Below are 14,013 nucleotides of genomic sequence, written 5' to 3'. Positions count from 1 at the left end.
GCGCCCTACTCTGTGGCCGGCAACTATCTCAGCGCGGCAGTCAGCGATTGAATCGCGGCCCTCGCTTGTTGATCTCGCAGATTCGTGTACAAGACAACGTCTCGCGCGGGCAACGGGGGCAAACCCAGCCGCCCCGCCACGTCTACCGTGCCGCGTGGCGCCACCCGACGCCCCAGAGCCGCGACACCCAGACCCGCCGAAACAGCCGCGCCGAGGGTGTTAACGCCGCCGCCCACAAACGCCTCTGTCCACGCGATGCCTGCTGCGTCGAGCGACCTGATCGCCATCGCGCGAACGCTGCACGGCTGCGGCTGCGTCGCGATACGAATCGGCTCACCGACGCGGCACTCGAAATCCGGCGCGGCAAACCAGCCAAAGTTCTCCCGCAAGATCACTTTGCCGTCCTGACGTCGGCTGTCATGGCGCAGAACAATCGTGACGTCGATATCGCCGTCGTCAAATGCTTCCAAAAGCTCGCGCGATGCGGCGATACGTATGTCGAGCGTCAGGCCTGGGTCGGCTCGGCCAACATGCCGTAAAAGCTGTGGCAACTCGGCGCCCACGATGTGGTGGCTAATGCCCAACAACATTCGTCGCCGTTTGGGCGTGAATACCTCCAGTGCCCCCTGGTGCGCGGCGACGAGTGCCCTGGCCCCCGCAAGGAAATTGCTGCCATCCGCGGACAGCCGCACGCGCCTGGGCGTGCGCTCCAGCAGTTTGCGTCCCAGCCCTTCTTCCAGGCGCTTGATCTTCACGCTAACGGCCGATTGCGTCATGTCGAGCACTTCGGCCGCGCGAGTAAAGCTCTGCAAATCCGCGGTAAGGACGAAGGCTTGAACTGCTTCGATGTCGAGGGACTTCATACGGGCAATCATTCCAAAACGCGATCACTGAAATATAAATCATTCTGTTTTTCAATGAATCGCTTTTCGCTATGGTGAGCACTCGACCTTCCATTTTCAGGTGCGTCCATGCTCACCGCACGCCATTTGCATCGCCTGTCTGTCGACTATGACCTGAACGCCATCCGTGCTCGCGGCAAATCTCGAATCGAGACCCGCGTGGTGCTCGATGCGCACAGAGGGCACGCGCAGCGAGCACAGTTGCCGCGCACCCTTGCGAATGGGAAGCCATCATGAGCCGGCTTCGATACGCGATTGCGCATCTGCTCGCCTTGACACTCGTCTGCGCAGTCGTTTGCGCGCTAACAGCGGCTGTGGTGGTGGCCCTACGCCATTGGCACCAAGTCAGCTGATTGGCGATGCCCATCGAATTAGCCGCGTTTCGCGCCGATCCGCATCTTCAGGGACGGCGCGGTTGGTGCTTGGTCCACACCCTCCTCCCGTCGCTTTATGACCAGCATCGTCATGAATTGAAGCGTCAATCGTTCTGTCCGCCACCGAGCGCTGCGTATAGCGTTGCCCCATTTTGCAGCTCCGCGGCGCGTAACAGGATCAACTGTTGCTGAGCGGTGAAGAGACTGCGTTGTGCGTCAACGACTTCAAGGTAGATTGAAATGCCGTTCTGATACCGGAGTTCTGCTGTCTCGGCGAGACGGGCTTCGGCACTCACTGCGCGTTCTTGCGCATTGATCTGTTCCCGCAGGCGCTGCCGCGCAATCAGGGCGTCAGACACCTCCTGGAACGCTACCTGGATCGCCTTTCGATAGTTAGCGGTCAATTCGTCCCGGCGTGCCTCGGAGAATCCCAACTGGGCTTGACGCGCTCCCCAGTCCCATAGCGGCAGACTCGCGCCGCCCGCCAGCAGCCAGGCCTGACCGCCATGCGTGAACAGGTTGCTGAGCTCCGTCGACACGTACCCGAAGGTCGTCGTGAGCGATATACGCGGGAAGAAGTTTGCACGGGCCGCACCGATGTCGGCATTGGCGGCTTGCAAGGCCTCCTCGGCGGCTTGAATATCAGGACGTCGATCGAGCATCGCCGACGGCAGGCCCGGGTCCAGTGGCCCGAATTGTTCCGTATTGCCGATGCCTTGCGTCTGTGCAAGCTCGGGGGACAACGGGCCGCCGACGAGCACGGCCAACTGGTTGCGTAGTTGAGCCGTCGTTCGGCGAAGCTCCGCCAATTGGGTTTCCGCCTGCGTGGCGAGAATGTCCGCCTGTTCGTAATCGACGAGTGAAGTGGCACCGGCCTGGAGACGCAGCCTGGCTATTTCGCGCGCGTACTCACGCGTTTGCGCCGTATGCATCGAAAGGGCCACGCCTTCATCGCCAGCGAGAATCGCGTAATAAGTGGAGGCGACACTGGCAATCAGTGAAATGCGGAACGCCCTCGCGCCGTATGCCGTCGCAAGATAGTTTCTGCGGGCCGATTCCGACAGATTCGCCACACGCCCCCAGAAATCGAGCTCGAACGCGGTGACGGCCACCTGGGCGCCGAACTGATTGGCCACCGAAGCCACGCCCGTCGGCGTATTCGGTATGCGCGCCCGAGTCGCATCAACGCCCACAGCTACCGTGGGGAGTTGCGCAGAGCGCTGAATCCGGTAAAGCGCCTTTGCCTGATCGATACGCGCGACTGCAGCCGCAAAGTCTTGATTGCGTTCAAGCGCACGCGAAATCAGCTGGTGCAAGGCGGGATCCCGGAAAAACACCTGCCACGTGACCTCCTGCGCTGCACGGGCCTCAGACATGGGGGCAAAGTCCGTTACGGCAAATGTGTCTTGCAGCGTCGTGGAGGGTCGTTCGTACGTGGGGGCGAAGTTACACGATGCCAGCATGAAGGACGCGGATGCGACGCCAAAGGTTCGTTTAAGCATCGCGCCCTCCGTCGCCTTCCCGTACACCCTCGCGCCCTGAGCTAGATGCGGGCGTCGGCGCCGGAGCGTCGACGGTTCGCTTGCGCCCGATCCAGGTTCGGGCGACCACGTAGAACAGTGGCGTGAAGAAGATGCCGAACACGGTCGCTGTCAGCATGCTCCCCATGATGCCGGTGCCCACCGCCTGACGCCCCGCAGCACCGGGTCCGGTTGCAACCACAAGCGGGAGCATGCCGAGCACGAACGTCACGCTGGTCATCAGGATCGGCCGCAGACGTTGGCGAGCAGCGTTGATTGCGGCAGTGGCAGCGTCCTTGCCGTCAGCCTCTTCCTTGATGGCAAACTCGACGATCAGGATGGCGTTCTTGGCGGCGAGCCCAATGATGGTGATGAGCCCGATGTTGAAGTAGACGTCTGCCGAAAATCCCCGCGCCGACGTAAAGACCACCGCGCCCATTACGCCCAGCGGGATGATCAGCAACACGGACACCGGGATCTTCCAGCTTTCGTAAAGCGCGGCGAGCAGCAGGAACACCACCAGCAGCGAAAGCGCGAGCAGCAATCCGATCTGTCCGCCGGCCTGCCGTTCTTCGAAGGCGGTGCCGGTCCATTCATAGGCGAGACTGCCCGTTAGCACGTGGCCTGCGATGCGCTCCATTTCGTTCAAGGCTGCGCCGCTCGACCGCCCGGGGGCGGCTTGCCCGGAGAGCGTGGCCGAAGGGAACCCGTTATATCGATCCAGTTGTTGCGGTCCCGACGTCCAACGTACGCGCGAGAATGCCGAGAACGGCACGAGCTCACCCGCAGCGTTGCGCAGCCGGATGGCGCCGATGTCATCGGGGCTCATGCGGTTTGGCGCGTCGGCCTGCATGAGCACGCGCAACACGTTCCCTTCGTAGACGAAGTCGTTGATGTAGTTCGATCCGAATAGCAGGGCCAGCGCGCTGTTGACCTGGCCGATTTGCAGTCCGAGTGCGCGCGCCTTCACACGATCGATGTCGACGAACAATTGCGGCGCAAACGGCTGCCCTTCAGGACGTACGCCCGTCAAAACTGAGCTCTGCGACGCTTCCATCAGCATCTGGCCCACGGCTTGCTGCAACGCCGGCCCGCCTACGCCGCTGCGGTCAATGATTTTCATCGAGAAGCCGTTGGCATTGCCGAGCGCGGGGATCGCCGGCGGATCGAGCGCGAACACAAGGGCTTGCGGAATTTGCAGGACGACCGCATTCGTGCGTGCCACCAGCATCGACGCCGAATTTTCCGCGCCACGACGCTCATCCCACGGTTTCAGGTCGACGAACGACATGGCTGCCGACTGCCCCTGTCCGAAGAAGCTGAAGCCGGTGACCGAAGTCACTCCCCTTACCTGCGGCTGCTTGTTGAGAAAGGCCTCGACCTGATCGACGACGTCCTGTGTGCGTTGTGCCGTTGCACCCGGTGCCGCCGTGTATGACACGAAAATATGTCCCTGATCCTCCGTGGGAATGAAGCCACGCGGCAGTTGCGAGAAAAAGAGGCCGGTGACCACGCACACGACTGCGAACACCAACAACCAGCGCAGTGGCTTTTTCAGCATCGCTTCCACAGCGACGACATATCGGTCAGTGGCACGGTTCAGGCCGTTGTTGAAGCCGTCAAACACGCGTTGTCGAAAAGCCGCCACCTTGCGCAACACCGGGTGACGGAGCACACCCCGTCGGCCTTGGCTGGCAGCGCCGTCGGGATTTTCGTCCGAGGCGTCAGTGGCGCGTGAACGACCGAGCAAGTTCGCCGACATGGCGGCGCCCAGCGTCAGCGCCAGCAGCGTCGACAAGAAGATCGAAATACTCAGCGTGACGGAGAACTGCCGGTAGATCGCGCCGGTCGATCCGGGGAAGAATGCCATCGGCACGAACACAGCCACCAGCACGAGCGTACTGGCGATGGCGGCACCGGCGATCTGACCGATGGCCTTGACCGTGGCTTGTGTGGCGTCGAGTCCCTCGTCCTGGATCACGCGCTCCACACTCTCGACCACGACGATGGCATCGTCGTTGAGAATGCCGATGGCGACTACCATGCCGAACAGCGTCAGCAGGTTGATCGACATACCGAACAGCTGCAGGCCGATGCAGGTGCCAATGAGCGCGATGGGCACGATGATCGTCGGAATCAACGTTGCCTGCCACTTTTGCAGGAACAGATAGACGACCACCGTCACCAGCAGGAGCGCTTCGATCATGGTGCGCATCACGCCCGCCAACGACGTAGTGATAAATGGTGTGGTGTCGAACGGCACCACCCACGTCAGGCCTTTCGGGAACGTCGGCTCGAGCTGTGACATGCGCTGCTTTACGCCAGCCGCCACCGACAACGCATTCGCCCCGCTGGCAAGCTGAATGGCGATGCCGGCGGACTCCCTGCCGTTCACGCGAAAGCGAAAGCCGTAGCTGTCGTTACCCAGCTCGACGCGTGCCACATCGCCAACCCGCACCGTTGACCCGTCCGGGTTGGACCGAACGATGATTTCACGGAACTGATCGGGCGTGGAGAAGCGGTTCTGCGTGATGATCTGCGCGTTCAGTTCTGCGCCCGGCGCGAGCGGCTGGTCGCCAAGACTGCCAGCCGCCGTCTGATTGTTCTGTTCCTGGATCGCCGCAAAGACTTCCGCTGCGGACAATCCAAAACTGCCGAGCTTTTCCGGATCGAGCCATATCCGCATGGCGTAGGAGGAGCCGAACAGCTGGGCTTCGCCAACACCGGGAATACGGCGCAACTCGTTGACGATATTGTTCGCCGCGAAATTGCCGAGTTCAACCGCCGACTGCTCGCCTGTCGTTGACTGCAGCGCGATAAGCATCAGGAAACCCGACGATGCCTTCGTCACCCGCACGCCCAGTTGGCGTACCTCCATGGGAAGCCGGGGTTCGACGCGGCTGACACGGTCCTGGACCTGCGTGCGTGCAATGTCGAGATTGGTCCCCGGGGTAAAGGCGACCGAAATCTGTGCGGTGCCGTTCGAGCGGCTCGCGGACGACATATAGAGAAAGTTGTCGACGCCGTTGAGCTCACCCTCGATGATCGACGTGACCGTTCGATCTAGGGTCTGTGCGTCGGCGCCTGGGAACGTTGCGGAAACCGTGAGCGATGGAGGGGCGACATCGGGGTACTGTTCGATGGGCAGCAGCGAGAGCCCGATCACGCCGAACAGGACAACGAACAACGCCACGACCCAGGCGAAGACCGGCCGGTAGACGAAGAAGCGGTTCATGAGCGCGCGTCCTTCAGGATCCGGTCTTGGGCTGCGGTGCCGACTCGGCCTTGACTTGTTGCCCTGGCTGCACCCGTTGCCATCCGTCAACGATCAATTGTTCCCCGGGCGCCAGGCCACTGGTCACGACCCAGGCGCCGACTTCATGCTGCCCAAGCGTGACATTTCGGCGCGCGACGGTGCCGTTTGTCGTGACAATCGACACGCTGGTCGATTGCTGCTCGAACTGCAACGCTCGCTCAGGCACGACAATGGCGTTCTGCAGGCTGCCCATCGCAAACTGCGCGCGTACAAATTGTCCCGGCAAGAGGACCCGGTCAGCATTTCGGAACCTGGCCCGCAACACCTGGGTGCCAGTGGACGGATCTACCGAGAGGTCCGTGAAGTCGAGATAGCCCGCCTCGCCGAACTGCTCGCCATTCGCCAGCAGCAGGTGGACCTCGATTCGTTTGCCGTTGGAAGCTGTCACAGCGCCCTCGCGAACCGCCTTCTGCAAGTCGAGCAGCGATACGCTGGATTGTGAAAAGACCGCGTTGATCGGGCTGAGCTGGTTAATCTGTGTCAGCAACGTGGCCGCGCCGGCGCTCACCAGCGCACCTTCGGTCACGAGTGCCCGCCCGACACGGCCCGCAATTGGCGCCCGCACGACGCACCGCTCCACGCGCAACTGCGCCAATGCGACCGCCGCGCGAGCGTCGTTCACGTTGGCCTGCGCCTGCTGGAGGGTTGTGTCTGCTGCCTCGAACTCGAGCGCGCTCACGGCCTGACGTGCTACCAGTGGCCGAAAGCGCTCCACCACCGAAGCCGCATTCTCGCGTGCAGCGTTCGCGCGGCTCAGGGCGGCCTTCGCCTGCACGAGCGCTGCGTCGTAGTCTCGAGAATCAATTCGGAAGAGCGGTGTGCCGGCCGCCACGTCGGTGCCTTCCTGGTAGAGCCGTTGCTCGACGATGCCGTCCACCCGGGCTCGGACTTCCGCTGTCTTCGTCGCCTCGATACGGCCGGGCAGCTCAACACGATTTCCCACCGATGTGCGTTGTACGGTTTCAACAACGACGGTGGGCAGCGGCGTCGGCATAGCGTCCGCCGGTGTCCGATCCCGGCACCCGAAGCATAGCAACGCGACGAACACTATGCCGATGCTGCGTCGCCTTGGTTCGCAATATCGCAATCGAGCCTCCGCAAGGTTTGCAGTGAAACGGTGCGTTTAGCCGAACTTGGATCTACTCAGACACTTGACGTCCAGGAGTGAGAATACGGTCAAAATTCATAAATGTCACGCGGCGCGGCTTACCCCTGGTGCCAGCGAATTCAACGGGTCGCAGCCATGTGGGCACGACGGCAGAACGGCGAGCGCGCCGTGGGTCGACATCGTTCCTCACTGCTGCGCATCGGTGTTCGCTTGCGGTAGTTGCGCCAGCGAGAATGCGCGCATGCTCTCGTCTACACTCATTTCCGAAAGCGTATCGCTTGAAAAAACCTCGTCGTCTCCTCGACGAAGCACTTCAAGGACTTGCGGCTTGAGCCGGACGCAGTAAAGGCGCTTTCCTTGTGCGTGCCACGCGTGCGCCGAAAGATGCAAAGCCTCGATTGCGGTGCCGTCGAGGTCCGGAGATTCTTCCAGACTCAGGACGATGGCGTGGATGGAGGACGCTTGCGCAAGCGTGTGCACGCGCGCCAGCACGCGTTCCACATTGGCAAAAAACAATTGCGCCTCTGGACGCACGATAAGGATGCCCGGCAAAGGTTGTGCCTCCGGGTGCTTTGCCACGTCAACGAAATCGTGGCTGTCACGCCAGCGCCCGAGCACGCTGACCGTCGGCTCGGATAGCCTGCGCAACACCAGCACCAAGCTCAGGCCGATGGCAACCAGTAATCCCTGCAAGATGCCCAGCAGCAATACCGCCACCACTGCCCCGATCACCATCCGGCGGTCCCGCCGCCAGACCCAGTACGGCTTGAACACCGAAGGACGCAGCGAATGACTGACGGCAAAAATGACAATGGCGGCGAGGACTGGCTCCGGGGTGCGCGCCAGTTGGGGTAACAGCAGCCACGCCACGAGTGCAACCGTAGCGGCGGCGATGATGCCGGAAAACTTGGTTTGCGCGCCGGCGGCTTCGTTGGCGGATGTTGCCGAATACCCTGCACCCACTGGCGAGCCGTGAAGCAGGCCGACCAGCAAGTTGGAAAGGCCGAGCGCAAGCAGATCGCGATTCGGGGCTATCGGGTCGCCGTGCTTGAGCGCGAAGTTACGGATCGACGCATAGGACTCTGCATAGAGGATCAGCATGAGCGCGAAGCCCATGCCCGCCGCCTGCGTCCACTGCGCGCGTGACAGGTCCGGTATTCCCAGTTGAGCGCCGCTGAGATCGATGCGCCCGACCAGCGTCACACCGTAACGAGTCCAATCAATCGCATAGCTCGACGCAATTCCCGCCACGATTGTGACGAGCATCGCCAATGCGCGTGTGCGATTGCCGAGCCCGAAGAGAATCGCCAAGGCGACAAGCCCCACGGCAACGCTATGGAGATTGGCCAGAGGTAGTCCGCGCACCAGGTCCAACACATACCGCGGTGTGTCGCCGTGATGCGTCGGGACAGCCAGAATGGCCGCCAGTTGCTTGATGACGATGGTAGCCGCAAGACCGAACGTGAATCCGCGCAACACCGGAATCGCAATGAAACCCGACAGATTACCGAGGCGAGCCACCGCGGCAATCAGGAACAGCACGCCGGTGGTGGCGACGACGGCCGCAGCGACTTCGGTTCGTACGCCGGGGGTGAGCGCGGATTCGTTCAACAGCATGGAGGCGAGCACTGCTGCCGATGACGACGTCGATGAGACGATGGCAAAACGGCTGCTTCCCGCCAGGGCATACACCGCCAAACCGACGAACAGTGCGATGAGGCCGGCGCCGGGCGGGAGATTGGCGATGCCGGCATAAGCCACAGCTTCCGGAACGAGCAATCCTGCCAGCGAAATGCCTGCCAGCAAATCGAGCAGTGGCAGCGATCTGGGTCGAGTCAGCACGATTCGGGAACCCCGGTTTCTGAAGCGGTTTATCCACTCGCATGAGGCGCGATCACGCCCCCGCTTCGACGGAAGTCACGATCTGCCGCAAGGTGCTGCTCGATCGGATGATCACCTTTTCAAGCTCGACAACGAGAAACAGCACGAAGCCGTCGAGGATCAGCCAGGGCCAAACCCGCCACGGCACCGCTTCCGTGTCGAACATCGCCTGTAATGGCCCCGCATACGTGAAGAGCAATTGCAGGATCACGACGGCGCCGATGCCGAGCGGCAAATACAAATTGCCGAGATGGGCATGTATGGATAACGAACTGTCGATCAGATAGCGACTGTTGAGCAGATAGAAGCACTGGCCAATGGTGATCGCATTGACGGCGACCGTGCGTGCCAGCGCATCTGACGCGCCGTCCGCCTTCATCGAATAAAACGCCCACAACGTGAACGTCAGCAGCGCACTGCCGACAAAGATGATGCGCCAGATACCGAACCATGTGAGGATCGGTCGCTGCACCGAACGCGGGGGGCGGCGCATCACGTCGACTTCATGCGGCTCGAAAGAGATCACGAGCCCCAACGCGACCGATGTCACCATGTTGACCCACAACACCTGCGGCGCCGTGATGGGTAGCGCCAGCCCCATGAGAATCGCCACGGCGATCACCAGCGCCTGCGCGAAGTTCGTCGGGAACATGAACAGGATCGCTTTCTCGATGTTGTTATAGACCGTGCGGCCTTCCTTGACGGCCGCGCCGATAGAGGCGAAGTTATCGTCAGCGAGAATCATGCCGGCCGCCTCTTTCGTCACCTCCGTCCCCTTGATCCCCATCGCGATGCCAATGTCGGCCTGTTTAAGCGACGGTGCATCGTTGACGCCATCGCCTGTCATGGCGCAGGTCTGTCCATTGGCCTGAATCGCCCTCACCAGCCGGAGCTTATGCTCGGGGCTGGCACGCGCAAATACGTCCACGTCGCGCACGGTCTCCCGCAGGGAGGCCTCGTTCATCGCTTCAATTTCGTCGCCAGTGACTGCCGTCTTGCCGTCGCCGATGCCCAGCATTTTTGCGATGGCGGCCGCCGTGACCCGATGGTCGCCCGTGATCATCGTGACGCGAATGCCGCCGGTATGGCACTCCTTGATTGCCGCAATGGCTTCAGGGCGAGGCGGATCGAGCAGACCGATCAACCCGATGAAGACCAGATGCTTCGGCAAATCATCCGGGCCGATCGCTCCGGTGCCGAGCCCTGAGTTCTCCATCCAGGCGAGTCCCAGCACGCGCTCGCCGCGGCCGGCCATCGCGTCGGATTCGCGTTGGAAATGCGCCCGGTCGAGCGCAGACTGCCCGCCGTCGGCAAGCTGCTGCCGGTCGCAATGCGCCATGATTACCTCGGGCGCGCCCTTGACGAAAAGGACGTCCGTGCCAGCGGGGCCGGCGTGAACCGTTGCCATGAACTTGTGTTCGGACTCGAAGGGAATCGCGTTGATCCGCGGCCACGTGTTCCGTTCATCTTCGCGTCGTAATCCGAGCTTGTTCGCAAACGGGTATAGCGCGCCTTCGGTAGGGTCGCCTTCGACCGTCCAGACGCCGTCGCGCAGGAAGATCTCGGCGTCGTTGCACAGCAGTGAATTGCGTGCGAAGAGTTCGAGCACCCGGTCGCCTTCTGCCTTCTGCCCGTGCAGGGTGACATCGCCCTCCGGGGCGTATCCGTTGCCACTGACCCGATACGCTGCGTCTGCTGCCGCGGCTGAGACAACCATCATTTCCATCAGCGTCAGTGTGCCGGTCTTGTCGGAACAGATGCGCGAGACTGCGCCGAGCGTTTCGACGGCCGGCAAGCGCCGTATCACGGCATTGCGCTGCGCCATGCGCTGAACGCCGATTGCCAGCGTGATCGTGATAAGCGAAGGCAAACCTTCGGGAATGAGCGACACCGCGATGCCGACGACCGCCTGGAAGAGCGACACGAAGTCCATGCCCGACACCCAGTGACCATAAGCGAAGACGATGACGCCGACCACGGCGACCGCGCCGGTAATCAGATATCCGAGCCGCTTGATTTGCTTCAACAGAGGCGTTTCCAACGGGCTCACGTTGGCAAGCATCTGATTGATTCTGCCGAGTTCGGTCTCGTTACCGGTGGCAACGACAATGCCGGTGGCCCTGCCCGATACGACCATCGTTCCGGAGAACGCCATGCTTTCACGGTCTCCGACGGTCGCTTTCACCGCGACGGGTTCGGTTCGCTTCTCGGCAGGCACCGATTCGCCGGTCAACGCGGCTTCTTCGGTGCGAAAGTTCCTGACTTCGGTCAGTCGGAGGTCGGCGGGCACCTTGTCGCCCGATTCAAGCAGAACGACATCCCCCGGCACGAGGTCGACTGCGGAAATCATCCGCGTTTCGCCATCGCGTATCGTCCGCGCATCGGCGTTGAGCATGTTGCGGATCGCATCCAGTGCTTTCTCCGCCTTGCCCTCCTGAAAAAAGCCCAGCATCGCATTGAGCAGCACGACCCCGAAGATGATGCCGGCATCCAGCCACAGACTCAGCATCAGCTTGACGAATCCCGCCCCCAGCAAGACGTAGACAAGAATGTTGTTGAGCTGTCCGAGGAAGCGCATCAGCGCAGAGCGTCGCTTGCCTTCGGGAAGTCGATTCTTGCCGAATGTCCCGAGCCGTTCGTCGGCCTCGCTCGCGGTCAGTCCATTGACGGTGTCGCTTCCGAGGCGTTGAGCAACCTCTGAGGCGGACAGCGCATGCCAAGAGGTCTCGCTGCCGTCGGTGCCCGGGGGAATTCGATGAGACATTGTGTCGTCCCTTCCAAAGTTGACGAGTTCCGCAGACTGCCCGTGACTTACAGAAAGTGGCGCCGGTGTCGCAGGAAGCCTCAGGTGAGTGATTTCGCTGCTAGCACGACGTCGCACACTCATTTTATGCATCACACCAAATATTCATGAAGCAATGCAAGAAAAATCCATTAAAGTGGTACATGCTTTGCCTGTTGCGAGAGCTGCATGCGTCTTTCCATTCATCGTTCGATGCTGGTTTTGGGAGGAGCAATGAAGATCCACAATGTAAGCAGCGTTTTGGGTGTCGGCGTATTCATCGGCTTGATGAATTGTGCGACACAGGTGCAAGCACAATCGCCAGTGGGCGCTCAGGCCGAATCGGCGACACCGCCCTCTGTCGTGGCACGTCCCCCAAACCGGATGCGACAGGACAATGCCGTTACCCGTGACGTTCGACGTGCTTTGCAGCGCGTATCGGGCCTCGATCATTCCAGAATCCACGTTCAGTCGTGGCACGGTCACGTTACGCTGACCGGAACGGTCCCCGACAGCTGGCAGATATCTCGCGCGGGCAATGCGGCCAGATCGGTTCGCGGCGTGACTTCAGTGACGAATCGACTCACTGCGCGAAATCGGCGATGACTCGGTGACCGAGATAGTCGCAAGGTATTGCCACCTTGAATTCTGATTCGTGCCATCTATACTCGGAACGAGTGCCCGCTGGCATTGTGTGTCGGCTGTTACTTTATGCTTGGCAGAACGGCCGAGAACAATGCTGGTCGGCTAAAGTGCGCCTTGAGCGATCAGCGCTCCTCAACGTGTTTTCGGTGCACGTATCTTCCTACCCTGCTGCCAGGTTTTCTTGTGCGAAACTGAAATTGCGATTCCCCGTTCAACAGTCTTGCATCTCACTTGTCAATGAGGACTCGGTCATGAAGAGCAAACTAGTTTGTTTCGGAGTTACGGCCCTGCTCGCGGGCACGGCGCTGCCGTCGCTGGCGCAGAATCCCATTGATGTGGCGCCTATCGACAGAGGGCGACAGCAAATGGCGCCCAGCATTCCGCATCGGGATTGGAAGAGTGGGATGTCGGTGCCTGCGGAATACCGAACCAATCAGTTCGTTCTCACGGACTACAAGGGGCACGGCCTGCAGCCGGCGCCGCGTGGCCAGAGGTGGCTCGGTATCAATGGTGACTACGTGCTGACCACCGGTAACTGGAAGATCGTGAAGATCGTTTCCGGTACAGATTAAAACGATTCCCCCAATCGCCGACGCACCGCAGGGTTACGGTTTCGCGAAGCCATCGCGAACCGGACCCTGCGACACCCGCATCGCCCACGCAAAGCGAATCACGCGCGTAGGTCATACGTGCGCAAGACCCTCTCTCACAAACGCATTTCTTTCTCTCGCGCGATGATGCGCTTTCGCGCATCGCCGTTCAGACGGGGCTGTTGACGCGCGCCCTCCTCGTCCAGTCACAGGTTGCGTGTCTCGAATGCGACTCGCGACGGGAAGTTGGTCAATCCCATCGAAATGATGTCCACACCAAGGAATAGCGCAAGCACCGGCAATGGCGCCGCAGGGAACGTCGCGGCCAGATAGATGGCGAGGAAGAATGACAGCGCCGCGCTTACCATGGCCACCTTGCCGACACGGCGCGTGCCCGACTCGAGTGAGGCGACAATCTTCGAATAGCCATCGAGGATGAAGAAAATCATCAGCATCACGGTCAGGCTTCGGGCGTGAATGCCGTCATTAAGAAAGATCAGGAACGCAATGATGATCGGCACCACGACCGGTGGAATTCGTCTGACGAAACGCCACGGCTCTCGCGTGGTAAAGAGATTGATGCCGTGGAGAAAGCCGCAAAGCAGCAGCATTCGGCCGATAAAAAGATTGCTGAGAAGCGAGTCCGAAACGAACGGGACTGCGATGCAGAACAGGCCTGCGATAACGAAGAAAACCGTGCTGATCACCGAGAATGCGGGGCGTGCGCTCATGATGCTGGTTTCCTGAAATTGGGACCGGCCACCCACGCACGCCGCCAGCACTGGAGTCACGCTTGCCGACGACAGCCTGGGGCGAAACTCCGCGCCTGGTGGGCGAGTTCACATCACGTCAGCAAGGGGATCAAACCCGCGACGAGCCATGCCAATGCAAGAAG

Annotated in this window: 9 protein-coding genes; 2 read left to right on the top strand and 7 right to left on the bottom strand. The window is 61.2% G+C overall.

The features are described from left to right. Positions 1 to 23 precede the first annotated feature (23 nt). The 6 genes from ABWO90_RS08595 to ABWO90_RS08570 form a co-directional block, all read right to left on the bottom strand. Positions 24 to 863 carry a LysR family transcriptional regulator gene (locus tag ABWO90_RS08595; protein WP_353190797.1) on the bottom strand — a complete coding sequence of 280 codons (840 nt, stop codon included), beginning with the start codon at positions 861 to 863 and terminating at the stop codon, positions 24 to 26. A 517-nt stretch (positions 864 to 1,380) separates the two neighbouring features. Next, complete coding sequence (locus ABWO90_RS08590; protein WP_353190796.1) at positions 1,381 to 2,778, bottom strand: efflux transporter outer membrane subunit; 1,398 nt, start codon at positions 2,776 to 2,778, stop codon at positions 1,381 to 1,383. Further along, a complete protein-coding gene (locus ABWO90_RS08585; protein WP_353190795.1) occupies positions 2,771 to 6,031 on the bottom strand; it encodes a multidrug efflux RND transporter permease subunit in 3,261 nt (1,086 codons plus the stop codon). Before ABWO90_RS08585 ends, ABWO90_RS08590 begins: the two co-directional genes overlap by 8 nt. A gap of 13 nt (positions 6,032 to 6,044) precedes the next feature. After that, positions 6,045 to 7,106 (bottom strand): efflux RND transporter periplasmic adaptor subunit, encoded by a 1,062-nt coding sequence (locus tag ABWO90_RS08580; RefSeq protein ID WP_353190794.1) that lies wholly within the window; start codon positions 7,104 to 7,106, stop codon positions 6,045 to 6,047. Between the two features lie 300 nt (positions 7,107 to 7,406). Further along, complete coding sequence (locus ABWO90_RS08575; RefSeq protein ID WP_502922581.1) at positions 7,407 to 9,095, bottom strand: SulP family inorganic anion transporter; 1,689 nt, start codon at positions 9,093 to 9,095, stop codon at positions 7,407 to 7,409. 19 nt (positions 9,096 to 9,114) lie between these two features. Beyond that, a complete protein-coding gene (locus tag ABWO90_RS08570; protein ID WP_353190793.1) occupies positions 9,115 to 11,865 on the bottom strand; it encodes a cation-translocating P-type ATPase in 2,751 nt (916 codons plus the stop codon). Positions 11,866 to 12,072: 207 nt separating this feature from the next. Between ABWO90_RS08570 and ABWO90_RS08565 the strand changes: the two genes are divergently transcribed. Both ABWO90_RS08565 and ABWO90_RS08560 read left to right on the top strand, forming a co-directional pair. Further along, a complete protein-coding gene (locus ABWO90_RS08565; protein WP_353190792.1) occupies positions 12,073 to 12,489 on the top strand; it encodes a BON domain-containing protein in 417 nt (138 codons plus the stop codon). Between the two features lie 290 nt (positions 12,490 to 12,779). Beyond that, positions 12,780 to 13,100, top strand: coding sequence for an RcnB family protein (locus ABWO90_RS08560; RefSeq protein WP_353190791.1), 321 nt, complete (start codon positions 12,780 to 12,782; stop codon positions 13,098 to 13,100). A gap of 224 nt (positions 13,101 to 13,324) precedes the next feature. On the opposite strand, the gene ABWO90_RS08555 is transcribed toward ABWO90_RS08560, so the two are convergent. Beyond that, entirely contained in the window at positions 13,325 to 13,849 is a 525-nt protein-coding gene (locus ABWO90_RS08555) for a DUF308 domain-containing protein (RefSeq protein WP_353190790.1), read from the bottom strand. Positions 13,850 to 14,013 lie beyond the last annotated feature (164 nt).

The sequence above is a fragment of the Pandoraea pnomenusa genome, assembly GCF_040391475.1.
Lineage (GTDB): Bacteria > Pseudomonadota > Gammaproteobacteria > Burkholderiales > Burkholderiaceae > Pandoraea > Pandoraea pnomenusa_C.
The sequence above is the reverse complement of the archived record's forward strand: the minus strand, read 5'-3'. Positions and strand labels throughout refer to the sequence as shown.

Excerpts from the sequence above, each read along its gene's own strand:
- ABWO90_RS08585 (WP_353190795.1), bottom strand. The coding sequence starts at position 6,031 with ATGAACCGCTTCTTCGTCTACCGGCCGGTCTTCGCCTGGGTCGTGGCG.
- ABWO90_RS08560 (WP_353190791.1), top strand. The coding sequence starts at position 12,780 with ATGAAGAGCAAACTAGTTTGTTTCGGAGTTACGGCCCTGCTCGCGGGC.
- ABWO90_RS08555 (WP_353190790.1), bottom strand. The coding sequence starts at position 13,849 with ATGAGCGCACGCCCCGCATTCTCGGTGATCAGCACGGTTTTCTTCGTT.
- ABWO90_RS08565 (WP_353190792.1), top strand. The coding sequence starts at position 12,073 with ATGCGTCTTTCCATTCATCGTTCGATGCTGGTTTTGGGAGGAGCAATG.
- ABWO90_RS08590 (WP_353190796.1), bottom strand. The coding sequence starts at position 2,778 with ATGCTTAAACGAACCTTTGGCGTCGCATCCGCGTCCTTCATGCTGGCA.
- ABWO90_RS08570 (WP_353190793.1), bottom strand. The coding sequence starts at position 11,865 with ATGTCTCATCGAATTCCCCCGGGCACCGACGGCAGCGAGACCTCTTGG.
- ABWO90_RS08595 (WP_353190797.1), bottom strand. The coding sequence starts at position 863 with ATGAAGTCCCTCGACATCGAAGCAGTTCAAGCCTTCGTCCTTACCGCG.
- ABWO90_RS08580 (WP_353190794.1), bottom strand. The coding sequence starts at position 7,106 with ATGCCGACGCCGCTGCCCACCGTCGTTGTTGAAACCGTACAACGCACA.